Consider the following 26459-nt stretch of genomic DNA (forward strand, 5'->3'; position numbering starts at 1 on the left):
AACACCATCATTGGTCGGTTTTTCGCTGAAAACACCGCTTCGTCGCGGCAGGTGAAAGGAGTGATCACCGTCGTTCATCTCCAGTTATTTTCAGGCACAATAGAGGTATGGATCTTCAGCCGTCGATTGATGTCACCTCTCCGGATCAGTACAGCGCAGGCACCCCTACACCTGCAGCCATCGTCGCCGGTGAAGTTCCCGCCAGCGAGGCCCCTCGCCCGCTCTCCGCTTTCGATATGTTTTCGATCGGTATTGGCCCCTCTTCATCGCATACAGTCGGTCCGATGCGCGCGGGCCTTGCCTTCTCCACGGAGCTGTGTGCGCTTCCCGATTATTCACATCTATCTCACGTAACCATCGACCTTTTTGGCTCCCTTGGCGCAACGGGACGAGGTCACAACACCGACCGTGCAGTGCTGCTGGGTTTAGCGGGCTATGACCCGGAAACCGTGTCGATTGAAACAGTCGAGAGTCTGATTCCCCAGATTGCTTCCAGCGGTAGTCTTCCCTTCGCGGGTGGCCGGGAAATTCCTTTTGATATCGAGTCCGATATCCGTTTTCTTCCGCGCACGGTCCTGAGTTACCACGTCAACGCGCTCACAATCACTGCTTACGCAGGAGAGAGCTTGGTCCTTGAGCGCACCTACTATTCGGTGGGTGGCGGCTTCGTTATGGCCCAGACGAATAACGATCCCGAACACCCCAAGATCGCATCCTTGGCCTCTGCGCAAGAGACAACGGGAATGTGCACCCCCGCGCCCTATCCCTTCTCGACGGCCGCACAGCTTTTGACGCAATGCGCGCGCTCGGGTCTATCCATCGCCGAGGTTGTCCGTGCAAACGAACTTTCTGCGCGCTCTGAGGTGGCCTTGGACGCCTACCTCGACCAGATCGCGCACACGATGTTCCACGCAATTGAGGCGGGGATTTCCTCCACCGGTATTTTGCCCGGTGGACTGGACGTTCCTCGTCGTGCGAACGCTTTGGCCACACAATTGCGCGCGCGCGCTGAAAAGGCTTTTTCGGCCGGCGAGCGCCGAGGCTGGGCCGGGGTCATGCAAGATCCCCTGCGTGCCATGGACTGGGTCAACCTCTACGCACTGGCGGTGAATGAAGAAAACGCTGCCGGCCACAGAATCGTCACCGCACCAACCAATGGCGCAGCCGGCGTGATCCCAGCGGTGTTGGGCTACCTCGTTGCTTTTTGTCCCGAAGCCGGAGCAAGTTTCCCCGACTTCTCCCCCTCAAATTTGGCTGGGATTTCAGAACTTCCTCTGGACGAGTCCTCAGAGTCCGCAACTTGCCGTCGCGCATCAGTTCACGAGTTTTTGCTGGCTGCAACTGCAATTGGTGCTTTGATCAAGACGAACGCGTCGATTGCCGGCGCTGAGGTTGGCTGTCAAGGAGAGGTCGGTTCGGCCTCGGCAATGGCGGCTGCAGGGCTTGCTCAGGCTCTGGGCGGCACCCCACAGCAGGTAGAGAACGCTGCTGAGATCGCCATGGAGCATTCTCTGGGATTGACCTGCGATCCCGTTGGAGGCCTTGTTCAGATCCCCTGCATCGAACGCAATGCGATTGCTGCTGTTAAGGCAATTAACGCTGCTCGCATGGCCCTGTGGGGCGATGGCCGCCACACCGTATCCTTGGATGTCGCGATCGAGACAATGCGTCAGACAGGGAACGACATGCTCTCGAAGTACAAGGAGACCTCAGCGGGCGGCTTGGCCGTCAACGTTGTGGAGTGTTGATCGCAGTTTCTTCGCCGTTTTCGCTTGCTGCAGATACTTCTGCTGCTGCGGCTGCTTCAGCCTCACGCTTCTTGCGGTTCTTGCGGGCAAAGCCCCATAGGACTGCGGTCGCAATGAGCACGGCAATAATGCCGACGACAACGGCAATCATCCAGGTCTGAACGACTGCGGGTTCAACCTTTGCCGATTCTGCAGCAACTTGCTGATCATCCATGGGAACACGCTCACCGGTGACGAGCAGTCGGTGAGTATTAATGCCGTAGGGCGTACAGGTAATCAGAGTTGCAAGGTCTTTTCCTGCGACCTTGTTCAGGCTCTCTGTTTCATTGGGAAGAACAGTCCGAATATCAGTGACCTTGTATTTGAGGTGACGGCCTAGAACTTCAATGTAAAAGACATCGCCGACTTTAACGCGGTTGAGGTGATCGAACATAGTTGCACTGCCCAGTCCGGAGTGGCCGGTCAGAACCGTGTGAGTTCCTTCGCCACCAACAGGGAGCGCCGTTCCAAAGAGGTGTCCAACGCCTTTTTCAAGAGTTGAGGTTTCGGTGCCGTGATAGATCGGAAGGCTGATATCTGCCGAAGGGACCTTAACGGTTGCCATCACGGGGTTGACATCGAGCTGCGAGAGGTAGTTGGAGTACTGGGGAGTGTTGGGGCGCTGCGATTCCAACCAGGGGTCCAGAATGGGAGCTTCAGCCGCCTGACGGTTGTATTCGTCAGCGCGTGCGAGTTCGTCTTTCAGTACATCGGGACCAAGGTTGGTTTGTTCGGCACTGAAGGCCTTGGCAATGCGCTGTTGTTCGAGGTTGTTCTGATAGGTCGCGATAACGGGGTAAAGCAGAACCAGAATCCCCAGCACCAGCAGAACGGGCGGAAGAATTGTGAAGAGGCGACGGCGACGTTGGGCCTTGCGAATGCGTTGATCACGTTCTCCCACAGTTTCAGGTGCCTCCTGAACCTGGGTGCTTGAGAGGCTGTCGTCTGCGTGGATCTCGTTCTCACTCATGAGTCGCCTTTTAAATGGGGGTTGCGTTGATTGTATAGAAACGGGTGCGGGAAGACCCACGGGTCTTCCCGCACCCAGCTAAATCTCACTTAGAGATCAGTCGTTTTCCTTGCGACGCTTGTTCGCAATGGCGATAGCACCAGCGCCGATAACAAGTGCGGAGCCAGCTGCGATCAGCACGCCCACACCGGCAGCACCGGTAATGGGCAAGCGGAATCCACCATTGTGAGGAGCATCCTTGACCGTGGTCTCCAGGGTGTAGTGGTTATCAGCGGTCGAGTTGGTCTCGAGGACCTGGAAGGCAATCGGGCGAGTCTGAAGCTCGAAGCCTTCGGGAGCCTTGGTCTCAACGAGGCAGTACCAACGGGGGTTGGCGACCTTGGCGTTGTTGGCCCAGTCGTTGTTGCGCAGACCATCGATGACGACCTCACCGTTTGCGTCGGTCACGTAGGTGGTAACGCCAGCGGGGCTTAGCTTCGTGTCCAGGCTTGCGTCAACCGAGTCGAAGTTCTTGGCGGGAGTGTTCTGAGGCGTGCACTGGTACACCTCGAACTCTGCGCCCTTGAGCTTCGCGCTTGTATCTGCTGCAGAAACCTTAGTGATCTTCACCTTGCCGAACTTGGAGACAACCTCAGAATTCGGGTAATCCGGCGGGGGAACCTCACCCGAGTTAGGCTTCCAACCGTTGGCGGGAGCGTTGGGGAGCAGGATGCCCTTGTTCTTGAAGATACCGTCGGTGCCGACCTTTTCCTTGACGGTACCAGCCAGGTCCATCTGGACCTTGGTGGTGTCGTCCTTACGGTTCGCAACCAGCTTGGCGCGGCCGGCCTCGGTGAATTCTGCGGTCCAGAACATGGTCTTAGTGTCGGTGCCGGTGGCGCCGATCAGCTTGTAGTCAGTGCCCTTGGTCAGAGCAACCTCACCGGTCTTGCCGTTGATGATCTTCAGCGTGATACCGGCTTCGGGCAGTTCCACACGCTTGTCGTACTGGTCGACGACGTCGTAGAAGTCAAAGCCCTCAACTGCAGGAACGTCAGACTTGATGGTGTAGGAGATCTCCGAGCCCACCGCGGGGGTGTTCTCGTCGACAAGGGTCTTCTCGATGCCGGCCTTGGCGTTCTTCGGGTATGCGTGAACGTCGTAGACCCACGTGTTCAGGTCCTTCGGGTTCGTCATCGGAACGGTGATGATGAAGGGCTTGGAGCCGACGTAGCCCGCGGGGGTTTCGGTTTCGGTCACGACGTAGGCGCCCAGGGGCAGGTTGGAGAAGGTGGCCAGACCGCCGCCAGAGGTGGTCTTCTCAACTGCTGCGTCAATGCCGTCTGCCTTGGCGGTGGCAACGTCCCCGTCGAAACCAACGAGCTTCTCCCACCCAGCCTGAGTGCTCAGGTCGACATTGATCAGACGCTCGACGGTGAACTTTGCGCCGTCAAGCGGGGTACCGGTGACGGTGCTGTCCTCAAGACCGGTGCCTTCGGTGGTGCCGTTGGTAGCATCCTTCACCAGCTTGTGGATGGTAATGGAGCCGGTCTTGTTGGTATCCAGATCAACCAGTGAGGGAAGACGCTCAGCGGTGGCAACAACACCGAATGCCGATGCCGAGGGGGCTGCCGTAGCCATACCAGGAACCGCTGCGGCGCCGGCGGCAACCGCGATGACGGCGAGGAGGCTGACGCCTCGACGGGTCTGAAGAGTTGTCATTTTATGTTCTCCTGTTGTACGGGATCTTTAAACAGATTAAGTGATGGTGATTGAACTAGTCGTTTACAGGATTCCGTGTCTCAGGCAAATTTATCTTTCTGAGACACTGTTTCATGGTGACCAGCGGCGATCCATTCGGAACAAAGCCCCAAATACTCATGTGGTAGGTGCGACACGCCGACATGGGCGCAAAATTTTTCGAATTTTTCGTGCGCTTACCCACAGCCTCAACCCACTCTGTGGAGAAATTGAAGAGCTCTATCCACAGGCCCCCTCGGGCACAATTTCCTCAAATTACACCGATGTAAGCCACCCTCATCCACACCCCATCCACAGGGGACCAGTCACCTATCCACATCTAGGGTTAGGAACACAGTTAGACACAACATATTGGGTCTCGTGACGAAAGCACACACAAGGTGTAGTGTTGTCGCATGTTCCGCTCCCCCGGGTAAACAGCGGAGAAAACACACATCAACACACGACATTGAAAGGTCCGACCATGTCTATCACCGTCTACTCCAAGCCCATGTGTGTCCAGTGCGATGCGACCTACCGCGCACTCGACAAGCAGGGACTGGACTACACGAAGGTCGACCTCACCGAAGACCCCTCGGCACTCGAGTTCATTAAGGGCCTGGGCTACCAGCAAGCTCCCGTCGTTATCGCCGGCGAAGACCACTGGAGCGGCTACCGCCCCGACCTCATCAAGGCCGCAGCACAGGCCTCGGCAATGGGAACGGCACGCGTCGTCAACGCCTAAAAGCAACCCACCCGGTCCCCCAAGCAAACCGGGGGACCGGGTCACTTTTTGCTCCCTGCCCAGGGGCGACCTCGTGAAAGGAAAAGACCAGATGGTCAACGTCGTCTACTTCTCGTCGGCGACGGGCAATACCCGCCGTTTCGTGGAAAAACTCGGATTCCCCGCTCAGCGAATCCCACTTCTCCCCCGCGACGGATTCCTTCACGTCAATCAACCCTACGTCCTCATCGTTCCTACCTACGGCGGAGGCAACGTCAAGGGAGCAGTCCCCAAGCAAGTCATCAAGTTCCTCAACGATGAACACAACCGCGGCCTCTGCCGCGGAGTGATCTCTTCTGGGAACACCAACTTCGGCACGGCCTACTGCCTGGCCGGAGACATCATCTCCGCAAAATTACACATCCCCCACATGTACAAATTTGAGCTCCTCGGCACTGCCGAAGACGTCTCACGAGTTCGCGAAGGATTGAGCGAGTTTTGGCAGAAAACCTCACTGACACAGGAGTAGAACCAGCCCCCTCCCCCGAGCTGGATTACCACGCGCTCAACGCGCAACTGAACCTCTACGACGCCGACGGCAAGATCCAATTCGAAGCCGATCGACAGGCGGCACGTCAGTACTTCCTCCAGCACGTCAACCAGAACACCGTGTTCTTCCACGACCTGGAAGAGAAGATGGAATACCTGGTCGAGCAGGGCTACTACGAGAAGCACGTCCTGGACCAGTACGACTTCCAGGACATTAAGGACCTTCACAAGCAGGCCTACGCTCACAAGTTCCGTTTCCCCACCTTCTTGGGCGCTTTCAAGTACTACACCTCGTACACGCTCAAGACTTTCGATGGAACTCGCTACCTGGAGCGCTTTGAAGACCGCGTTGTCATGGTCGCGCTCTACCTAGCACAGGGCAACATCGAGATGGCGCGCCACCTGGTCGACGAAATGATGACCGGACGCTTCCAACCCGCAACCCCGACCTTCCTCAATGCCGGCAAGGCCGCCCGAGGCGAGCTCGTCTCCTGCTTCCTCCTGCGCATCGAAGACAACATGGAATCCATCGCCCGCGGCATCAACTCCGCACTGCAGCTGTCAAAGCGCGGCGGTGGCGTGGCCCTGCAGCTCACCAACCTTCGCGAGGCCGGCGCCCCGATCAAGAAGATTCAGAACCAGTCCAGTGGCGTGGTTCCCGTTATGAAGCTTCTCGAGGACTCCTTCTCCTACGCGAACCAGCTGGGCGCACGTCAGGGCGCGGGTGCCGTCTACCTGCACGCGCACCACCCGGACATCATGCAGTTCCTGGACACCAAGCGCGAGAACGCGGACGAGAAGATCCGTATTAAGACCCTTTCCTTGGGTGTGGTCATCCCCGACATCACCTTCGAACTGGCCCGCAAGAACGAGGACATGTACCTCTTCAGCCCCTACGACGTCGAACGCGTCTACGGTGTGCCTTTCTCGGAAATTTCGGTCACCGAGAAGTACCACGAGATGGTCGACGATGGTCGTATCCACAAGAAGAAGATCAACGCACGTCGCTTCTTCCAGACCATCGCTGAAATCCAGTTCGAGTCCGGCTACCCCTACATCGTCTTCGAAGACACGGTCAACGCTGCGAACCCCATCAAGGGCCGCATCACCATGTCGAACCTGTGCTCGGAGATCCTCCAGGTGTCCGAGGCCTCGACCTACAACGATGACCTTTCCTACTCGCACATTGGTAAGGACATTTCCTGCAACCTTGGCTCGCTCAATATCGCGAAAACCATGGATTCCCCGGACTTCTCCAAGACCATTGAGACCGCGATCCGCGGTTTGACCGCCGTCTCCGATCTGTCCGATATCGAGTCGGTGCCCTCGATCGCCCGCGGTAACGCCATGAGCCACGCCATCGGCCTGGGTCAAATGAACCTCCACGGCTACCTCGCTCGCGAGCACGTCTACTACGGCAGCGAAGAAGCCCTGGACTTCACGAATATGTACTTCATGGCCGTCGCCTACGAGGCCATTAAGGCCTCGTGCACAATTGCCCGCGAGCGCGGCGTGAGCTTCGAAGGCTTTGAGGATTCCCAGTACGCCTCGGGCGAGTACTTCCGCAAGTACATCGACCAGGTGTGGGAGCCGCAAACTGAGCGTTGCCGCGAACTTCTTGCGGCCTCGACAATCCACCTGCCCACGCAGGAGGATTGGGCGGCTCTGGCTGCCGACGTCGCCCAGTACGGTATGTACAACCAGAACCTGCAGGCGGTCCCGCCGACCGGTTCTATCTCGTACATCAACGGCTCGACCTCGTCGATTCACCCGATCGTCTCGCGCATCGAAATCCGCAAGGAAGGCAAGATCGGTCGCGTCTACTACCCGGCGCCCTACATGACGAACGAAAACCTGGAGTACTACCAGGACGCGTACGAAATCGGCCCCGAGAAGATCATCGACACCTACGCGGTGGCGACCCAGCACGTCGATCAGGGCCTGTCGCTCACGCTGTTCTACCCCGATACGGTAACCACGCGTGACCTCAACAAGTCCTACATCTACGCGTGGAGGAAGGGCATCAAGACCCTGTACTACATGCGACTGCGCCAAATGGCACTGGAAGGCACTGAAGTTTCGGGCTGCGTGTCCTGCATGCTGTGACGTCAGGTCCGTATAGCGGGTAAAGCGGGGGTCGGGAAACCGGCCCCCGCTCTGCATGTGTGCTGGTGCGGGGGCTCGCGGCCTCGTCCGAGGCCACGGGAAGACACACGGGGGGCGGCCTCGTCCACGGCCACGGAAAGTCACACGAAGTCAGGAAAAGACACAGGGCATAACCTGTGACAAACACCGACTTCGTGTGGAGCAGGCTTAGAGGATGCTTGGAACGCGCCTGAACCTCAAGCCATTGCCTATGATGGAGGCATGACGCAACCTGATCCGCAAAACTCCGGACCATTCACAGCCCCCGTCCCAATGAACGCTCCGGGATACGCGGAATCCGCGCAGGTACCGCAAGTGCCAGCGCCGTCCCCTGCAATGCCAGCGCCAACTCCCGCTGCACCCCAGCAGCCCCCGGTTTCCTCTCAGCCCCAAGTCGGCGCACCTCAATTCACCTACACGCCGACCACCCCGACGCTGGAAGCACGCGCAGTCCCCAGCAACGGCCCACTGGTTCTTGCTCTTCTCGGCCTGTTCCTCATCGGTCTTTTCGGCTCGATTCCAGCGTGGGCATGGAGCACTTCCGCGATCAAGAACGCTCGCTCGGCGTCACTTCCCGAAAACTCTTATCAGAAGGCCCTTATGGCCCGTTCTCTGGGCATCGCGGGCACAATCATTCACTCTTGCCTGGTAGTTTTCCTCATCATTTACGCGATCATCACGATCTCGCACGCGATTGGCTGAACTCATGAGCACCTCAACCAATCCAGAGCGCGCACAGCGTCTTTCCGGCCAGAGTTCTACCGCTGAGTTCCGTAAACACACCGGCAGCGATGAAGAGCTCATCCGCACGCTTCACAAACTTGATGGACGTTCGTATCCGGCTTACAAGTCCGTCGTTGGAATGTGGGATTTCGGGAGTTTCTCGCTTTCAATCGACCGAATTCAGGCTGATCCCTATGCTCCGCCTTCAAAGGTACGTGCCATTTCAACCCCGCAGGAAATGGGGCTTCCGCAGGCAGCGATCGCCTCACCCGATGCTCGGGCAGCGTGTGCGGATTACTTACTCCGTGCTTTTAACCGTTCTCTGCGCGAGCGACGCCTTCATGACATTCAGGTCATGTCCCCCAGCGTCGAGATTCTTGATCGCAGTGCCTGCACCGTCAAGCCCGACCGTGTTGAATTGCGTTTTGAAGTTCGCATGCCCGCACGAGGCCGCACAATCCTTGGCCACCGCGCCGCACAGATTTTCGACCTCGACGTTCCGGATGCGGTCCAGGACACTTTCGACTACCTGAGCGATATTCCCGAAGTTGAGCGCGAACGCGAGGGCTTGTTGCGTCATATCGCGGTTTATGAAGACTACCGGACCCTGCAGCAGATCCTCATTGATCGCGGCTGGGTATCCTTCATCGCCAACGGTTCTGTTCTTGCCCGCCGCAGCGGAGTCTCGCAGTCCCCCATGGAGGGTGCACTTCCCTTCACCTCCCCCGCTACTCTCGAGGCCGAGGTCGAGCTTCCCCACGCGGGCATCCTTCGCGGGATGGCAATCGAGCCCGGAGTCACGGTGATTGTCGGCGGTGGATATCACGGTAAGTCCACGCTTTTGGGCGCGATTCAGCGCGGCGTTTATGCACACATTCCTGGAGATGGCCGCGAATACGTCGCGACCCTTGAGGATGCGATGAAGGTACGCGCTGCCGATGGTCGGGCGGTCACTGGCGTTGATGTTTCATCCTTCATCACTCATCTTCCGGGAAATGCCGACACAACGCGTTTCTCCACCGAGAATGCCTCAGGTTCGACGTCGCAGGCAGCATCCTTAGTTGAGTCAATCCAATTGGGTTCAACGCTCCTACTGATTGACGAAGACACCAGCGCAACGAACCTCATGATCCGTGATGCCCGTATGCGCGAGCTAGTCCAAGCCGAGAAGGAGCCGATCACTCCCCTGGTTGATCGGATTTCCTCTCTTCACAAAGACCTGGGTGTCTCAACGATCCTCGTCATGGGAGGATCGGGAGATTATCTCGATCAGGCTGATCGAGTCTTGATGATGGACCACTATCGCTGCCTAGACGTGAGCGATCGGGCCCGTCAAGTCATCGAAGAGCTTCCTCGCGTACATCAGAACCTGACAATGAGCGCTCCTTTAGCGCGGCGCACTCCTGCGCGCTTGCATTCCTCCGATCGTCCGAAGACAAAGGCAGCAGGTTTATCCTCGATCACCATCGACAAGATCAACCTTGACTTGGGCGATGTTGAGCAGATTGTGGATCCGGGACAGACCGAGGCGATTGCGTGGATGCTTCGCGGATTGCTGTATTCCTACGCGAATGGGACAAGTAGCCTCACTGATCTTTTGGCACGCCTTGAACGCACACTGAACTCTGAAGGTTTAGATGCTGTCGTCAAGTTCGGAGCGCACGGCCTGCCGGGACGCCTTGCTCGCCCACGCCTCGTCGATGTCGCGGCGGCGCTCAATCGCTTCCGGGGACTGAGGCTGAGCGAGGAAGAACCCTCCAGCACCACCAAAGACTAAGGGACGCACCGGGGGAAATCAGGGAAGGCCCAGGGCATCCCCCCATAGCACTCGCTCTACTCGGACAGCCATGATGGAGGCATGAATACAGATCCATCTGCGACCCCGATCGTTCGCCTCGCTAACGTTTCCAAGGTTTACGGCATGGGCGATACCCAGGTCACCGCCCTCAATAACGTCACCGTTGACTTCTACTCTGGTGAATTCACCGCAATCATGGGCCCCTCCGGCTCGGGTAAGTCCACCATGATGCATATTCTTGCGGGACTCGATTCGCTGACCTCAGGTCGCGTGCTTATCGAAAAAACAGAGATTACCGCTTTGAAAGATGCTGATCTGACGAAACTTCGCCGCGATCGCATCGGCTTCATCTTCCAGAGCTTCAACTTGATTCCCACCCTGGATGCCAAGGCAAACATCCTTCTCCCCTTGGAACTTGCGGGGCAGAAAGTCGATGAAGATTGGTTCACCTTCATTGTTTCTTCGCTGGGGCTCGAACAACGCCTCAGCCACAGACCATCAGAACTTTCGGGTGGCCAGCAGCAGCGCGTGGCCGTTGCTCGTGCACTGATGAGCCGTCCGGCAGTCATCGTTGCTGATGAACCGACCGGTAACCTAGATTCTCACTCGACCTCAGAGGTTCTTGATCTATTGCGTCGAGCGGTTACCGAGCTGGGTCAGTCCGTCATTATGGTCACTCACGATGTTCACGCCGCAACCTACGCTGATCGGGTCTTGGTTGTCCGTGACGGCCAAATTGTCTCTGACCTGCGCAATGCTAGTGAAGAGCAGCTGAACGCTGCGTTGAGGTGACATCCGTGAGCGCAACAACACGGCTGTTGAAAGCCAATCTTCATTCCCACGGTCGCCGCTATTTCTCAACTGGCTTGGCGGTTGCCATCTCCACCGCGTTCATCGTCATCACGCTTTTGTTCTCAAATACGATGACCTCCTCGCTTACCGGTAACGTCCGTAATTCCTATCGCGGGACCACATCGGTGGTCACCTACAGCCCTTCAGAAGACGAGGCGCTGAACATGACGGCCGCCCAGGTCGGCAATGATTTCGATGCCATCACCCAAAAGATCGCAAAGATCCAGGGCGTGACGGCGGTTGGAATTACAACGCAACACCCCATTGCAGTGAAGGCCGGCAACGATCAGACAACGCTCTTCCTCTCTCCAGCGCTCGCGGACCCCCTCAGCGCAGTGAAGATGAGTGAAGGCAAAGCCCCTGCCACGGCCTCGGAAATCGTCATTCCCCAGCGCACGGCAAAGGAATCTTCCCTCAAAATTGGCGACAAACTGACAAGCCTGTCCCGTGACGATGCGGTTTCTACGCACGAGTTCACCATCGTCGGAATCTACTCTTCTGGAAATCGCGCTTTTGCACCGTCCTATGTGACGACAGAAGGTTTCGAGGCGAGCACGGGAATGAAGCCGACCGGCGAAATTCACGTTGCGACCAATGCGCCTGCGGTGAATAAGTACGGCAATCCCTCAACCGATGATCAGGAACAGTGGACCCACAAGCTCACAACTGAACTGGCTTCAGTCAAGGGCGTCAAGGTAACGAGTGTTTCCGCAACCGTGGATAAAAGCCTGCGAGAGATTCAAGTCTCAGCGGCGATGCTCACCGCGATTGCGCTGATCTTCCCCGCAATTGCGATCTTGGTTGCCTCGGTTGTCGTCTCTTCGACCTTCCGAGTACTGCTCCAACAGCGCAGGCGTGAATTGGCACTTCTGCGCGCACTGGGAGGAAGCACGAAGCAGGTGCGTTCTCTGGTTCGACGCGAGACCTATGCGGTTGGCGGGATTTCCTCGCTCGTCGGCATCGTCTTGGGACTCCTACTGGGCGGCTTGCTGAGCACACTCACAGAGGACACAAGTTTTATCGATGTGGTCTCTTCGATTTCGCCCCTCTATGTCGTGCTCGTGTGGCTCTTCGGTACCCTACTGACCGTTTTCGTTGGCCGCCGACCTGCCCGCGCGGTTTCTCAAGTTCCACCGATCGCTGCCCTTTCCCCGATTAACGAGGCCGATGCGACTTCCCAGAAGAGCCACCGTTTCGCGTTGACCCTGGGACTGCTGATGACGGTGCTGAGCGGTGGAAGTTTGTTCGCCTCACTTCGTATTCACAATGATTCGCAGAAATTCTTGGCCTCTTTCGGCCTGTCATTGCTGTGCTTGGTGGGCATTCTCATTACCTGCACCGTCATTGTCCCCGCGGCAACAAAGCTCTTTGGGAAGCTGTGGCCGGGAATGCTTGCGCGAATGGCACGCGAAAACACGGTCCGTAACCCCGGTCGAACAGCCGCAACCGGTACATCGATTGTCATTGGCGTCACCTTAGTTGTCACCATGATGGTCGGCGCCTCGTCGATGCGCGACTCCCTGATTAACGAAGTCAATGAGCGTCGTCCTTTCGATATTTCGGTGTCGAGCTTCAGCGACGAGGCCCTGAGTAGCGATATCCAGTCGCGCATCTCTTCGACCGATGGAGTTGCCGCTACAGTCCCTGTCTATTCCACCGTCGGCGGCGCTAATGCAGAGGATGGAACCATTGCCCCCGGCGGTAGTGGTTCTGAAGAGCCCGGAGCGATGCAAATTTTAGGAGAGCCCAACTACTCAACGGTCGCGCACTCGAGCGTCGACCAGATCGACGATGCGACTGTGATGGTCAGTTTGGGTTCCCTGGATGGGAAGAACATCAAGCTGTGTGCAGCCGAAGGGTCTTGCATGACCCTGAAGGCAAAGTACGACAAGAATTCCACAGCACCGTATAAGGTCAGTCAGGCGAATCTACTGAAAATTGCTCCCAAGGCTCCAATTACCGGAATGATTGTCAAGCTCAAGGATGGTGCCTCTGCGACAACTGTCCAGAAGAACCTGGAAAAGATTGACACCGGTCTGTCTGTTGGCGGTTCAGCGATCGAACGTGAGATGTACACGGGCATCATTAACCGGATGCTGCTCATTGTCGTCGCTCTACTGGGAGTGTCTGTCCTGGTTGCACTGGTGGGCGTTGCGAACACTCTGTCACTGTCAGTTGCCGAACGCACCCGCGAAAATGGCCTGCTTCGAGCCCTTGGCCTGACCAAGAGGCAGATGAAATCCATGCTCGCTCTTGAAGCATTGTTCATCTCGGTGACAGGAGCGCTTATTGGAACCGCCTGCGGAATCTTCTTTGGAGCGATCGGCATCCTTGCGCTTCCCCTGGAAGGCGTAACGGTCTTCATCACCATCCCATGGATGCAGATCCTTGCGGTGGTCATGATCGCGATCCTTGCTGCACTCCTTGCCTCGTGGCTACCTGGTCGCAGAGCAGCAAAGGTCAGTCCTTCGGTCGCCCTGGCTACCGAATAAGACCGGAATATTCAGGCTTTCTGCCAGATCACAAGTAAGGGTGTGGGGCCGGGCGGTTTTCCGTCCGGCCCCACACCCTTGTTATTCAAGGTGCTGAGTTTCTTCACCGCTGATGAGCGCTGAAGACTACCTTAGAGCCCCAAAAAAGCTTCCCAACGGGGAAGATCCCGACGTGCCAGAGCAACTCCGGCGTCAAAGGCATCTTCAAGGCGGTCAACATTCATCTCCATCTTGTCGATGGCTAGATCTTCGGGGGTCACGATCAGCGCACGTCCCTGTTCCTCCAGCTCAAATAGCTTCCGGCGGGCAGCGTTGTAGGCAACGGTACGGCGGGCCACGGCCTCGGCAATGGAGGGAAGATGGGGGAAAGCCAGCCTGAGGGTGGAGTAAACGCCGGGCTTGATCGGGGACTTGACGAATTCTCGCGGGCGCGTAAGGACGACGAAGAACTTGCGGTAGCCATCGCGCATGGGTGCATCCAGCGGGATTCCGCCATCGGGCCCAAGGGCTCCATCAACGTAGGTATCGCCATCGATCGTGACCGTCGGCATGATGATCGGCAGCGTCGAGGAGGCGCGAACGCAGCGGCCTATTTCTTCCACCGTGCGCATATCCTCCTTGGTGAACCAGACTTCTTCACCTCGGGTCGCATTGAAAGCTCCGATGCGAACCTCTGCTGGATTCGAAAGGAAAGTATCGAGGTCCAAAGGTGCATCGCCGTCGGGCTGAGCGATTTCGTCATACAGATAGTCGACGTTAAACATCCCACGGCCGTGCACCCAGTGCTTGATACCCCCAAATTCGGGGCTGTCGGCGACTGTCGTGAAAGTATCGTGAGCACGCTGAGCATCACGAGACACATAGTTAACGGTGTTCGATGAACCCGCCGAAATCCCCGAAACATGAGGGAAATCAATTCCTTCGTCGATCAGGGTTGCGGTGATTCCAGCGGTGAAAGCACCGCGCATACCGCCACCTTCAAAAACCAGGGCTGTGTCATCAATGTGCTTGAGAGTTTTCGCGTTCACCCTTCGACTCTACGGCGCAAAGTGGGGGCACGCGAAGGGCTGGGGACGAATATATGGCGAAAATTACCTGTTTTTTGTTCCCGTGAATACGACGTAGTGATAGAAAACGAAACGGAAAGCCGTTCCCAGTGCAAAGCCGACGACATAGGCAGAAATATTGTCAGCCAGAGGTGAATTCAAACCGAGGATGTGGTGCGTGAACAGCAGGCAGAACTGCGTAATTCCAATGCCGCACACATTCGCAAAGAAGAATAGAAATGCTTCACGTCCCGCGTTTTCCTGAGTACGCCCGCGGTAGGTCCACACGCGGTTCATGATCCACGAGTAGATGGTTGCAATGCTGGCTGCAAGCGCGTTCGCGGTGTTGACATGGCCTGAAAGGAATCCCAGCGGTCCGTGCTGAAAAAGGTTGAACAGCCCCATGTCGATGACGAAAGCGGTTGCTCCAACCAAACCGAATTGGATGAATTCTTTAATCCACGCGCGCAGAGTTTCAGCGAGGCTCTGGGGGGGTTGTGTAGTGATGTGTTGATCTGTGGGCACGGTACTGATTTTAACGTTTAATTTAAGGGCGTTTGGCCAGCATGTCCCGAACGGTCTCCAGATGCGTGTGCACTCCCTTACAGTATCCGTATGACTAAAGAAGCAGCTCCTCTTGCCCCGCAGCGTTTTGGGACGCGAATTCGTTCCATCCATGGGGACTACTTTGATGACCCCTGGGATTGGCTGCGAGACCGTAATGATCCGCAGGTTGAGGCTCATATCCAGGCGGAAAACCGCTGGGCTGACAAGGTGTGCGAACCTACACGGGAATTGGCCGACACTCTTGTTTCGGAGTTCGATTCTTTCACTGCACCGGTTGTGTATTCGGCTCCTCAGCGGATTGGTGACTGGTGGTACTTCCAGCGCCAACTCCACGAAGATTCCTATGCGAAGCATTATCGAGTTTCCGCCTTGCAATACACCGAAACTCCGGTGCTGGCAGATGAGGAAACCCTGGAAGGTGAGCAGCTCCTTCTCGACGAAAACCTGTGTGCCCAGGGCGAAGAGTTCTTCAAAGTTGGGGAATTGGTTCCAACCGCAGATGGGCGCTTGATCGCCTGGTCTCGCGATACCGAAGGGGACGAACGCTGGACGTGGATCATTCAGGACGCATCCAGCGGCGACATCATTGACCAGGTCGTGAGTGACGCCGGCTATGGCTTTGCGTGGGCGGCTGATTCACAGTCCTTCATCTACACGCGGGTTGATGATGCGTGGCGGCAGTTCCAGCTCTGGCATCACCGCGTGGGTATGGATGCCGACGGGGATTCCCTGCTGTTGGAAGAGCCGGACGAGGCCTTCGATCTGTGGTTTTCCGCATCGAACGACCCGTGGCACGTCGTTGTTCATTCGACCTCGACAACCAGTGGTGGTGCATGGCTGTGGGATCCTTACGCACCCAGTGCTTCTCCACTTCCCCTTGTCGCCAAGCGTGATGACGTCCAGATCAACGTTGAACCCGCAGGCGATCATCTGCTTGTCATTCACACAGCACTTTCACGCGAAGGAAGTTTGGCGTGTATCCCTTTGCCTTCAGCGGGCGACGCTGATTCGATCATTGACCCCGATCGCTGGGTGACGCTCTATACCGCCCACGATGGCGAGCGTCTGACGGATATAGAGGCCTATCGCGATTTCTTCACCCTGTCCTACAGGCGTGACGCGCTTCCCCAGGCGCGCTACTACCGACGCACGCGCCCTCTTGAAATTGCTGACGGAAAGCCGGTTCCTGCCTCAGATTGCAGTGATCTGTGGGCACTGGGAGAAGAACTCAATAAGGAAGGGACAATCCGCAGCCTCTACCCCCTCAGTTCTGGGCGTTTTGAAGACTGCCTTGTTCGTGTGGGGTATCAGAGTGTTTTGACTTCACCCACCGTGGAAGAACTCGATCTTCAAAACGGGAAGACTCGCATCCTCAAGGTTACTGAGGTCCCCAACTGGGATCCGTCTAATTTCACGGAAGAACGAGTGTGGGTGTGTGCCCTGGATGGGCACACACAGATTCCCGTGACCTTGGTTCATCGACGTGATGCCCAGCCTGACGGAACACATGCGGGGTGGATCCACGGCTACGGATCCTATGAAATTTCCTTCGATCCCGAGTTCGATATCTTGCGTCTTCCTGCCCTTAAACGAGGGGTCGTGCACGCAATCGCCCATATCCGCGGCGGCGGAGAAATGGGACGCGCATGGTACGAAGACGGCAAGAAACTGGTGAAAACCCACACCTTCACCGATTTCCTGGACGTTTCGAACTACCTGGTCAACTCCGGATGGGTTCACCCCGATCGTCTGATCGCCGAGGGCCGTAGCGCGGGGGGACTTCTCATGGGTGCGGTCACGAACGCACAGCCCGATCGTTTTGCCGCGATAATCGCGGGAGTACCTTTTGTTGACGCATTGACAACAATCTTGGATCCCTCACTTCCCCTGACTGTTGGCGAGTGGGAAGAATGGGGAAATCCCATCGAGGATCCTGACGTTTTCGCGCTCATGCGCTCATACACCCCCTATGAAAATGTCCGCCAAGACGTGCGCTATCCGGCAATCATGGCAACGACCTCAATCAATGACACACGCGTCTTCTACGTTGAGCCCCATAAGTGGGTTCAACGTCTTCGACAAGCTACCGCTCAAGTCCCCGATCAACCACCCATCGTGATCCGAACCGAAATGGTCGCTGGACACGCGGGGGCATCTGGACGCAAGGGACGCTGGAATGCCAGGGCGCAAGAATTCGCCTTCGTGCTGCACCAGGTCGGTATTACCAAGTAGAGGAATTTTCTATGACAATCACAGCTGCAGTAGACGGTTCTTCTTTAGGCAACCCCGGACCTGCTGGATGGGCATGGGTAATCTCAGAGGACTGTTGGGATGCGGGTGGTTGGCCCAGCGGTACCAACAATTTGGGCGAACTCAACGCAGTCCTTGAGCTGCTCAATGCCACCGCTCAGGCCGGCTTGGCCGACGAAGACCTCCACATCCTCGCGGACTCTCAGTACGCAATTAATGTGATCTCCAAGTGGTCACCGGGGTGGAAGAAACGCGGGTGGGTTAAGGCCGATAAGAAACCCATCAAAAACCTTGAGCTCATTCAAGAAATCGACCGAGCCATGCAGGGGCGCACAGTCACCTTCGAGTGGGTCAAGGGCCATGCCGGACATCCGCTCAACGAGCGCGCCGATGACGCAGCACGTTCCTGCGCGGAAGCTTACCGCGATGGTCGGGCTATTCCTCGAGGCCCGGGGTTCGCTTCACCTGCGGAAAGCGCGGCGACGGAATTCGAACCGTCCACGCCCACAGCTGAGGCTGCCTCGGCAGGCAGAGAAATTCCGGGAGACTCAACGGATGTGCAAACGCCGGAAGAAGCACTCGAACGCCAATTCCTTGAGGCTTGGCTTCGCGCAAACTCTCTTGCCCTCAAAGCGCTCGAAGCCCCTGGCTGCATACGCATCTGGCACAACGGTTCACTTACTCGGGGTTTGGAAGGACGTGCACCCGAGCATGTGGAGTGCTCGAATTTCCAGGTCAGCCGCGTGCAGAGCGCAAACGACCATCACAACACCGCTGAAAGCTATCCGGACGCATGGGTTATCACTTACGTTTTGACCTGGACGGGCGGAAAACTGCGCGAAAGCAGCACCTGGGTTACAGGGGAAAACGGGCCTCGAATTCTCATGCACCAGTCATCACCAATTTCAGCTCGATAACTCGTATCGCTAAAGAGCTTCGTCCTTCCGGGTTAACGGATTGATGCTGTTCCGATGTGTGAACAGCGAATGCACATCCTGTTTTGGCCGAGAAAAATAGAGGGATGCCATCTTCAACCCGAGCGGAAATCCTCACCGGAATCCGCATGACCGCACCCATTGCGGCGGGCTACATTCCTCTGGGGATTGCATATGGCATTTTAGTCATGCAGCTTGGTATGCCCTGGTGGATGGCACCGGCACTCTCTCTCGCTGCCTATTCGGGGTCGGCGGAGCTCTTGGTCATTACTTTGGCGGCTTCGCACACCCCCATCGCCGTCATTGCGGTGACGATGTTGCTCGTCAACTTCCGACATCTCTTCTATGCGTTTTCATTCCCTCTTCACATAGTTGAGGGCAAGCTCGCGCGCCTATTTTCCATGTACGCCCTGGTTGACGAGGCCTACGCGATCACCGCTGCACGTCCCGAAGGCTGGACGAAACCTCGTCTTCTTGCCATGCAAGTCACCTACAACGCGACGTGGGTGGCCTCGGGTTTAATTGGCGTTCTTGCGGGCTCGTTCATCCCCACTCAGATCCAGGGCTTGGATTTTGCTCTCACGGCACTGTTCATTACTTTGACCCTTGACTCAATTCGTTCCCTCAAGGACATTCCCTCGGTTGTTTTGGCGGCCGGATCATTCCTCATCGCAATGCTGGTCTGGCCACAACAACGGCTTTTGCTGGCACTGCTGCTATTTGTCGGCTCCCTTGTAGTGCGCCACATGTTTGCAGCAAGACGTGAGGAGGCCTGATGTCCCCCTCACTCCCCTACCTCCTCGGAATCCTCCTGGTCGTCTTCGTCATTGACTTCACCTTGCGAGCGCTCCCCTTCAAAATCCTTGAGCCACTGCGCGAGTCTAGCTTTGTTCGCAATATGGCTGTGTGGATGCCCCCAGGAATTTTGCTGATCCTTGTTCTGGCAACCCTGAGTGACAACGCAGGCACTGCGGGCTCCCAGTGGTGGGCAGCCATTGTCGCAACCGCCATTACTGTTGTTGTCCACCTCGCAACAAAACGACGCCTCCTGTGGAGCGTCGGCCTCGGGACCCTCAGCTACATCCTCATGCTGAACTGGCTCTAGAAGCCTGACGTACGCTGCCCGCGCCGCGTTCGACGCCTCAGCCACCGCCTCGCCCTCCACACGAAGTCAACGAATGACACAGCTTATTTCCCTCGACATTCACAGACTTCGTGTGACATTGCGGCAGGAGACGCGCCGCACTCCCCGCCACCCACCGTTTCCAAGCCGACTTCGTGTGATTTTCGGGGAGCGGCAGGCGGAACGGCGCCCGCAGCCGACTCCGCGGCGCACGCCGCGCGCTCCGCGGCGCTACCCTTGTCCCATGCGTACGACCTCTTACACTCACCACGCTCACACCGTTTACGAGCACCGCCTTGACGTTCCCCTCGATCACACTCGCCCCCTGGGCGCTGACAACCCCAGTATCGAGATCTTCGCGCGCGAGGTCGTGCGTCCCGGCAAGGAAAACGCGCCCTACGCAGTCTTCCTCCAAGGCGGCCCCGGCTACCCCAGCCCTCGTTTCGGCACCTTTGACAGCGGGTGGATGAACCGCCTGCTGCAGGATTACCGCGTGGTCCTTCTCGATCAACGAGGCACCGGCCAGTCCACCCGCATGGACGCCCAATCCCTTTCCTTCCTTCCTTCGGCGCAGGAAAAGGCCAACTACCTGCGTTACTTCCGGCAAGACCAGATCGTCTACGATGCCGAGGCCTTCCGTCGCGAGCTCGCCGGAGAAGAGCCGTGGACAACCCTGGGCCAATCTTTCGGCGGATTCATCACCACGTCTTACCTCTCGCTTGCTCCCCAAGGCCTCAAGGCCAGCCTCATCACGGGAGGCCTACCCGGCCTCGTCCATGTCGATGAGATCTACCGCCTGACCTACCAGCGAACGGCTGCGCGCAACCGCGTTTTCTTCCAGCGTCACCCCGAGGACGAAACAACAGTCCGCGAGATCGCCGCACACCTGCGCGATACCGAAGAGCTTCTTCCCACCGGCGAGCGCCTCAGCAGCGCACGCTTCCGCCAGATCGGCATGATGCTGGGCGGACAGGGACGCACCGACCAGCTCCACTACCTGCTCGAGGGCCCGTGGGTGACCGTCAAGGGCCAGCGCCGTCTCTCCACCCAATTCCTCGAAGCAATCGCAGACGCAACGAACGTCGCCCCGATTTACGGTGTTTTCCAAGAATTCATCTACGCCTGCGCAACACCCGAATTGCACGGAACCGCAACGAATTGGTCGGCTGATCGCCTTGCTGAAGAGATCCCCGGATTCGCGAAAGATGCAGATCCCCTGGATACTTCCGAGCCCTATTACCTGACGGGCGAGCACTTTATGCGCCGAGTCTTCGACGAGGACCCGGGACTCGCTCCCCTGGCGGAGGTTGCCGATATCCTCGCGCAGGTGAAGGATGCAGCGCCGGTTTATCTTCCCGAGGCCTTGGCTGAGAATTCCGTTCCCATCGCCGCCGCGGTCTACTACGACGACATGTTTGTGCCGCGCGAGCTCTCGCTTCAGACGGGCGAACTCATGGGCGCTCACCACTACATCACGAATGAGTACCAACACGACGGCTCTGCCTATTCGGGAGGAAAGGTTGTCGACCACCTGCTGGGACTGCTCGCAGACTAATGCCTAGAGGCAGTGAGACACTTTCGTGAATATTCTGACGAGGCGCAGACGTGCGCGCGTCAACACGGTAATCTTAAAAACTGTCAGGCCCGCCGACCATCACGCCGAGGCCGTGGAAAACATTCGTGTCAGGAGGACGCGTGAGCGTAACGCCCGCTTTTGAAGCGATTAACTGGAACCGCATTGAGGACGAGAAGGACCTTGAGGTCTGGGATCGTCTCACCGGTAATTTCTGGCTTCCCGAAAAGGTGCCCTTGAGCAACGACTTGGCATCATGGAAGACTCTGAACGCCGAAGAACAGCGCATGACGAACCGCGTTTTCACGGGTCTGACGCTGCTTGACACCCTTCAAGGAACCATTGGTGCGGTCTCTTTGATCCCCGATGCTCGCACTCCCCACGAAGAGGCCGTTTACACGAATATCGCCTTCATGGAGTCGGTGCACGCGAAGTCCTACTCGTCGATCTTCTCCACCCTGCTGTCCACGGAGGAAATCAACGAATCCTTCCGCTGGTCGAACGAGAACGAGGCCCTGCAGCGCAAGGCAGAGATCGTGAAGTCCTACTACCAGGGCGACGATCCCGAGAAGCGCAAGGTCGCTTCGACCATGCTTGAGTCCTTCCTGTTCTACTCGGGCTTCTACGCTCCCATGTACTGGAGTGCTCACGCAAAGCTCACCAACACTGCTGACCTGATCCGTCTGATCATCCGCGACGAGGCAGTTCACGGCTACTACATTGGCTACAAGTACCAGTTGGCCGTTAACGAATCCGATGAAGCACGTCGTCAGGAACTCAAGGATTACACCTTCTCCCTGCTCTTCGAACTCTACGAAAACGAAGAGGAATACACCGAGGACCTTTACGATCCCCTTGGCCTGACCGAGGACGTCAAGAAGTTCCTGCGCTACAACGCCAACAAGGCCTTGATGAACCTGGGTTACGAGGCCCTCTTCCCCGCCGATGCGACGAACGTGAACCCCGCGATTCTTGCGGCCCTGAGCCCGAACGCGGATGAGAACCACGATTTCTTCTCTGGTTCTGGTTCTTCCTACGTTATGGGTGAAGTTGTCGACACCGAAGATGAGGACTGGGACTTCTGAGCTGCGCTCTACCAGTTCACCTGACTGAGCGTTAAAGGAGGGGGCGCCCGCCACACGGCGGGCGCCCCCTCCTTCATCTATTTCTTAGGCTTCAAGCCCTTCACGACGCTTCATCCACAGAATCGCACCGGCTGCGACCATCAGTACCGCACCGGCACCGAGGTACGGGTAGATACCCGTTGACCCCGACAAAGGCAGATGTCCAACTTGCGTATCGACGACGCGGATACCCGGAAGAGCCGTATCCCCACTACCGGCCTTTGCGGGCAGAACTCGCACGGAGGTGAATCCTTCGTCGGGGTCGAAATCGGTCGAAATTACAGTCGAGGCAGCGGAATCAGTTCCAACGCTGATATGGAAGGGAATGGGACGCGGTAACAAAACATGGCCGGCAGGGGCACGCGTTTCGACCAACCAATACGAACGGCCGACTTCTAGTGGCGCACTGACGAAAGCAGATCCACCCTCGAGGACGCTCACGGGGGTACCGCTCAGAGCCTCGTTGTCATAGATCGCAAAAGCCGCACCCTCCAAGGGGTAGGTCCCGTCCTCGTTCCTCTGACCGATGGGCTGAGTCCCGGCCTTCTCGACGCGGATGGTACGCGGACGAACCGGAGCACATGCCTCGTTATTGCTCACACCATCATGGTCATAGGGGCCGTTAACGACGTTATACAGACCATTCTTAGGAGTCAGGCGCTCCTTCGTCATCTTGCAGTCCAAGGACGCCTCGTTGTAACCCGATGCATTGCGATCCCTGCGGACCTTCATACGGATATACCAAGTAGCAGACTTGCCAGCTTCAACATTGGTCCCCGTTGTGAGCACGTAGGAGGAGGCACTACCTTGCTGGCGTGCGCGCCCAAGACCATCAAGAGATTCAGCAATCGCTACTGAACGTAATGAAAGTCCGGGGGCAAACTGCGGGGCATCAACCAGGCGGCCGGTTGTTCCTGCGATAGTGCCATCATTGGTTGCAGTAATGCGGTAGGTAACGGTGATATCGTCCGTCGTCGCACCTTCAACGCTCTCAAGAGCCTTCTCAATGCGCAGCTTGGGAGCCTTTTGTTCATTGGTGAAGGTACAGGTGATGGGCAGCGCAGCGACAGAATGTGCCGGCGCAACCTCTGAGAAGTCCACGCCACCAGTGAAGGCATCACGAGAGACATTCACGCGCTCGCCCACGCCATTCAGGCAGGTCACATCTTTGAGCTGCCAGCGAGCAGCGTTTGGGTCGTCGCTCACCTTCCATGGGCCAAAGTAGCCGGGTTCACCAAATCGCAGGGGTCTTCTACCCGGGATCGTCGGACCGGTTTCTGCAATAACAAACTCTGAATACCCGGGAATGAAGGCCTGGTAGCCACTTGTGACGATACCGTTTTCGCCATAGCCGGTTGGGGTCAGTGGCGAATCCGCAAAAGAAGACCAGTCGACGAAGGAGTCCACCTGTTCATAGAGCGACAGAGGGGTCCCGGTCGGAGAAGTCCAGTCCCCCACACCCAGGGTTGTAAAGCCGAATCGGGGAATTGTCGTCCCAACTGCCGCAGACTCGTCGCTAATCTTCTTCGCCACTCGCACGTAACGTTCTTGACTAAAAGAGCCGTAGAGGCAGCCGAAGGAACTCTGGTTTTCCTTCGTCGTAAAGGTAGAAACCGGCGTTGCATCCGCCGGGGGCTTTGCGGGGCAGGTTCCATCGGCACTGGGGACAAAACCAAAAAGCACTAGGCGGTAAGGGATCCCGTCAACAGTAATGGTCCGATCGGAGGTCGTCTTCGTAATGGATAAGACGTCATCAGATGCGGGCGTCTGATCGGGCTTCCCCGCTGACTGCGGATAGTAGTTGGGGTGATCGGTGTAGATATCGCGGTCGCCCTTACCTTCACCCACAAAGCTATAGCAGTACCAGACTCCGTCGCCATTTTCGCGGGTCAGAGCATAGTAGGGAGCGTTCGTTGGACAGGTTCGGGGAGCAGAAGCACGCGAAATCAACTTATAGGGACCACCCGTGCGAGCAACCGCAGTCGTGTCGGTGTCGTTGTCGGTTTCATGTTGATCGAAAGGGAAAGATTCTTCGAGGTCTCCCAGACGGATATCGAAGGAGGAATGAACCCAGTGGATCTTTGAGGAGATCGGGAAGTTGTTGTGTCGCACCGTGCCAATGAGGAAGGTGTCATTCAAGGACACTGTTCCGGGATTATTGGGCTTATAGCCCAGCGCACTGGTCGTTGATGCGGAAATTGCGTAAGGAGTGTAATCACCGTAATAGGGGTACTGGTCGACACTGGCCAGGTGATACTCCCATGCAATACCGCGAGTGATGTAGGACCAGTAGTCATTCTGCGCAACAGATGCATCCAACCACTTTTGGGAATACCCAGCCCTGTAAGGAACAGAGCTTTCATTCGAATCAGCGGAATTGTAGGATTCCATCCCTTTGATCACGCCGAAGTAGGAATTATCCGGCACAACCGTTGTGCGGTCGGTTTCTGAGTCATTGAGGACGGCCTGACCAATACGCCCCTGAGAACGCGAGAGTGTAATGCTTGCGGCACCCGGTGTCTCTAGGGGAGCATCTGCTTCTGCCCTTGATTGAAAACTCGCTACTCCCGGAAGAGCAACCAGCGTTGTCAGGATGCACGAAACCAGAGCATTGCGAGCACGATTCCTCCGTCGAGGACTATGCTGCGCATGCTGCGGTTGGGGGGCACTACTGAGCCGGTTCATGCGTCTCCATTTCAGTGATCTTCCACGAGTTTAACAGCGCTAGTTGATACAGCAAACAGGTGGCAAAACACATTTCGACAACACCTTGACATGGCTCCACACGGTGACTTCACCCCGCCCAATTAGCACCGAAACGGTAAAATACCCGTGTAGACCTGTCGATACATTGAGCGTCGATATGTCTGAGGAAAGAAGAAGACCGCGAACAAGGAACAGATGACATGGGCATTTTTGACCGTTTTGAAAACGCCGTTGAGCGCGGCGTAAACGGTGCTTTTTCTCGTGTGTTCCGTTCTGGGATCAAAGCCGTTGACGTCACCTCTGCACTCAAACGAGCGATGGACGACCATGTCCAGGAACTGTCTACGGACCGCGCAATCGCACCGAATCACTTCACCATTCGTATGGCGCCGGCGGACATGAACGCACTGGGCGACCTTGATATTCTTTCCGATGAATTCGTTCAGCAAGCCACCGACTACGCACAGTCCCAGGGCTACTCACTTCTCGGGCCGATCTCTATCGACTTCACCAAAGATAGCGACGAATTTACCGGTCAGCTCCAGGTTCAAGCACGCAACGAACGCGGTGCAGCAGCCCCGGCGACAGCCTCGTCCCCTTCACCCGAACACCCCATCATTGATGTCGACGGAGAAAAGTGGCTCCTCACCGAACCCGTCACTGTTATTGGCCGTGGGACTGAGGCCGACATTACCGTCGCCGATTCGGGAGTTTCCCGCCGTCACCTGGAACTTCGTATCACTCCAACCGGCGTTATCGCTACCGATTTGGGCTCGACAAATGGTACCTTCGTCGAAGGACACCGCATCGACGCGGCGACCCTTCTTGACGGAAACCAGATCACCATCGGCCGCACCCGCATCTTGTTCTGGACGCACCCGCAAAGTGAGGATGCCCAGTGACTTCTGATCTCACCTTTACCCTCTTCCGATTGGGATACCTTGTATTCCTGTGGCTCCTAGTCTTAGGAGCGGTCTCAACCCTGCGCCGAGATATTTTCGGCACTGTTGTGACCCCGCGTGGAAAAGGGCGAAAGGATGCGGATCGCAAACGACGTGAGTCTCGTCGCGCAAAAACCGGTACAGCTCCACGCAACCTGCTTCTCACCGGCGGCCCCCTTGTGGGAACAATCATTCCCCTGGGTGCCTCCCCCATCATCATTGGGCGTTCCCCCTCGTCAACTCTCGTTTTGGAAGACGAATACGCCTCTTCCCAGCACGCCCGACTCACCCCTGCAGATGGTCAGTGGTGGATCGAAGACCTTGGTTCGCGAAACGGAACTTTCGTGGATGACGAAAGACTGACTTCGCCTCGGGAATTAAACGTTGGGGACATCGTCAGAATCGGCCAAACCACCCTTGAATTGGTGAAGTAAC

At 57.0% G+C, this 26459-nt stretch carries 21 protein-coding genes; 16 read left to right on the plus strand and 5 right to left on the minus strand.

Annotation, left to right across the window (positions count from 1 at the left end; all coding sequences use genetic code 11):
- Window positions 1–107 precede the first annotated feature (107 nt).
- A complete protein-coding gene (locus ADG72_RS03940) occupies window positions 108–1748 on the plus strand; it encodes an L-serine ammonia-lyase, iron-sulfur-dependent, subunit alpha (RefSeq protein WP_048712416.1) in 1641 nt (546 codons plus the stop codon).
- Here the strand turns inward: ADG72_RS03940 and ADG72_RS03945 are convergent.
- The gene (locus ADG72_RS03945) at window positions 1729–2757 is read right to left on the minus strand and encodes a class C sortase (protein WP_080978652.1); all 1029 of its coding nucleotides are present in this window, start codon (window positions 2755–2757) and stop codon (window positions 1729–1731) included. The genes ADG72_RS03940 and ADG72_RS03945 overlap by 20 nt on opposite strands.
- A gap of 96 nt (window positions 2758–2853) precedes the next feature.
- On the minus strand, window positions 2854–4458 hold the full coding sequence (locus ADG72_RS03950) for a SpaH/EbpB family LPXTG-anchored major pilin (RefSeq protein WP_048712417.1): 1605 nt from the start codon (window positions 4456–4458) through the stop codon (window positions 2854–2856).
- A 502-nt stretch (window positions 4459–4960) separates the two neighbouring features.
- Between ADG72_RS03950 and nrdH the strand changes: the two genes are divergently transcribed.
- The 7 genes from nrdH to ADG72_RS03985 all read left to right on the plus strand — a co-directional run bounded on the left by nrdH (window position 4961) and on the right by ADG72_RS03985 (window position 13759).
- On the plus strand, window positions 4961–5221 hold the full coding sequence (nrdH, locus tag ADG72_RS03955) for a glutaredoxin-like protein NrdH (protein WP_009407829.1): 261 nt from the start codon (window positions 4961–4963) through the stop codon (window positions 5219–5221).
- Between the two features lie 91 nt (window positions 5222–5312).
- A complete protein-coding gene (gene nrdI, locus ADG72_RS03960) occupies window positions 5313–5729 on the plus strand; it encodes a class Ib ribonucleoside-diphosphate reductase assembly flavoprotein NrdI (RefSeq protein ID WP_048712420.1) in 417 nt (138 codons plus the stop codon).
- Window positions 5699–7855: a class 1b ribonucleoside-diphosphate reductase subunit alpha gene (gene nrdE, locus ADG72_RS03965; protein ID WP_048712422.1), complete on the plus strand. Its 2157-nt coding sequence runs from the start codon at window positions 5699–5701 to the stop codon at window positions 7853–7855. Before nrdI ends, nrdE begins: the two co-directional genes overlap by 31 nt.
- Before the next feature lie 261 nt (window positions 7856–8116).
- Entirely contained in the window at window positions 8117–8596 is a 480-nt protein-coding gene (locus tag ADG72_RS03970) for a hypothetical protein (protein WP_048712424.1), read from the plus strand.
- A gap of 4 nt (window positions 8597–8600) precedes the next feature.
- Window positions 8601–10394, plus strand: a complete 1794-nt coding sequence (locus ADG72_RS03975) for an ABC-ATPase domain-containing protein (protein WP_048712426.1) — start codon at window positions 8601–8603, stop codon at window positions 10392–10394.
- 81 nt (window positions 10395–10475) lie between these two features.
- Entirely contained in the window at window positions 10476–11207 is a 732-nt protein-coding gene (locus ADG72_RS03980; protein ID WP_048712427.1) for an ABC transporter ATP-binding protein, read from the plus strand.
- A 5-nt stretch (window positions 11208–11212) separates the two neighbouring features.
- The gene (locus tag ADG72_RS03985; RefSeq protein WP_048712428.1) at window positions 11213–13759 is read left to right on the plus strand and encodes an ABC transporter permease; all 2547 of its coding nucleotides are present in this window, start codon (window positions 11213–11215) and stop codon (window positions 13757–13759) included.
- 131 nt (window positions 13760–13890) lie between these two features.
- On the opposite strand, the gene ADG72_RS03990 is transcribed toward ADG72_RS03985, so the two are convergent.
- Together ADG72_RS03990 and ADG72_RS03995 are read right to left on the minus strand one after the other, a co-directional pair.
- Window positions 13891–14787 (minus strand): patatin-like phospholipase family protein, encoded by an 897-nt coding sequence (locus tag ADG72_RS03990; RefSeq protein ID WP_048712430.1) that lies wholly within the window; start codon window positions 14785–14787, stop codon window positions 13891–13893.
- Between the two features lie 63 nt (window positions 14788–14850).
- Window positions 14851–15330, minus strand: coding sequence for a GtrA family protein (locus ADG72_RS03995; RefSeq protein ID WP_048712432.1), 480 nt, complete (start codon window positions 15328–15330; stop codon window positions 14851–14853).
- 90 nt (window positions 15331–15420) lie between these two features.
- Between ADG72_RS03995 and ADG72_RS04000 the strand changes: the two genes are divergently transcribed.
- The 6 genes from ADG72_RS04000 to nrdF all read left to right on the plus strand — a co-directional run bounded on the left by ADG72_RS04000 (window position 15421) and on the right by nrdF (window position 22338).
- The gene (locus tag ADG72_RS04000) at window positions 15421–17604 is read left to right on the plus strand and encodes a S9 family peptidase (RefSeq protein ID WP_048712434.1); all 2184 of its coding nucleotides are present in this window, start codon (window positions 15421–15423) and stop codon (window positions 17602–17604) included.
- A gap of 11 nt (window positions 17605–17615) precedes the next feature.
- Window positions 17616–18539 (plus strand): ribonuclease H family protein, encoded by a 924-nt coding sequence (locus ADG72_RS04005; RefSeq protein ID WP_048712435.1) that lies wholly within the window; start codon window positions 17616–17618, stop codon window positions 18537–18539.
- Window positions 18540–18643: 104 nt separating this feature from the next.
- Window positions 18644–19333: an AzlC family ABC transporter permease gene (locus ADG72_RS04010; RefSeq protein WP_048712436.1), complete on the plus strand. Its 690-nt coding sequence runs from the start codon at window positions 18644–18646 to the stop codon at window positions 19331–19333.
- Window positions 19333–19662: a branched-chain amino acid transporter permease gene (locus ADG72_RS04015; protein ID WP_048712437.1), complete on the plus strand. Its 330-nt coding sequence runs from the start codon at window positions 19333–19335 to the stop codon at window positions 19660–19662. The genes ADG72_RS04010 and ADG72_RS04015 overlap by 1 nt, the downstream gene beginning before the upstream one ends.
- Window positions 19663–19924: 262 nt before the next feature.
- Complete coding sequence (locus tag ADG72_RS04020; protein WP_048712439.1) at window positions 19925–21235, plus strand: alpha/beta fold hydrolase; 1311 nt, start codon at window positions 19925–19927, stop codon at window positions 21233–21235.
- Window positions 21236–21375: 140 nt separating this feature from the next.
- Entirely contained in the window at window positions 21376–22338 is a 963-nt protein-coding gene (nrdF, locus tag ADG72_RS04025; protein ID WP_019126625.1) for a class 1b ribonucleoside-diphosphate reductase subunit beta, read from the plus strand.
- A gap of 84 nt (window positions 22339–22422) precedes the next feature.
- On the opposite strand, the gene ADG72_RS04030 is transcribed toward nrdF, so the two are convergent.
- Window positions 22423–25062 (minus strand): SpaA isopeptide-forming pilin-related protein, encoded by a 2640-nt coding sequence (locus ADG72_RS04030; protein ID WP_048712440.1) that lies wholly within the window; start codon window positions 25060–25062, stop codon window positions 22423–22425.
- A gap of 221 nt (window positions 25063–25283) precedes the next feature.
- Between ADG72_RS04030 and ADG72_RS04035 the strand changes: the two genes are divergently transcribed.
- Window positions 25284–25985 (plus strand): FhaA domain-containing protein, encoded by a 702-nt coding sequence (locus ADG72_RS04035; protein ID WP_048712442.1) that lies wholly within the window; start codon window positions 25284–25286, stop codon window positions 25983–25985.
- A complete protein-coding gene (locus ADG72_RS04040; RefSeq protein WP_009408012.1) occupies window positions 25982–26458 on the plus strand; it encodes an FHA domain-containing protein FhaB/FipA in 477 nt (158 codons plus the stop codon). The genes ADG72_RS04035 and ADG72_RS04040 overlap by 4 nt, the downstream gene beginning before the upstream one ends.
- The last annotated feature ends 1 nt before the right edge of the window (window position 26459 follow it).

Origin of the sequence: Trueperella pyogenes, assembly GCF_001070855.1 — a bacterium.
Classification (GTDB): Bacteria; Actinomycetota; Actinomycetes; order Actinomycetales; family Actinomycetaceae; genus Pauljensenia; species Pauljensenia pyogenes_A.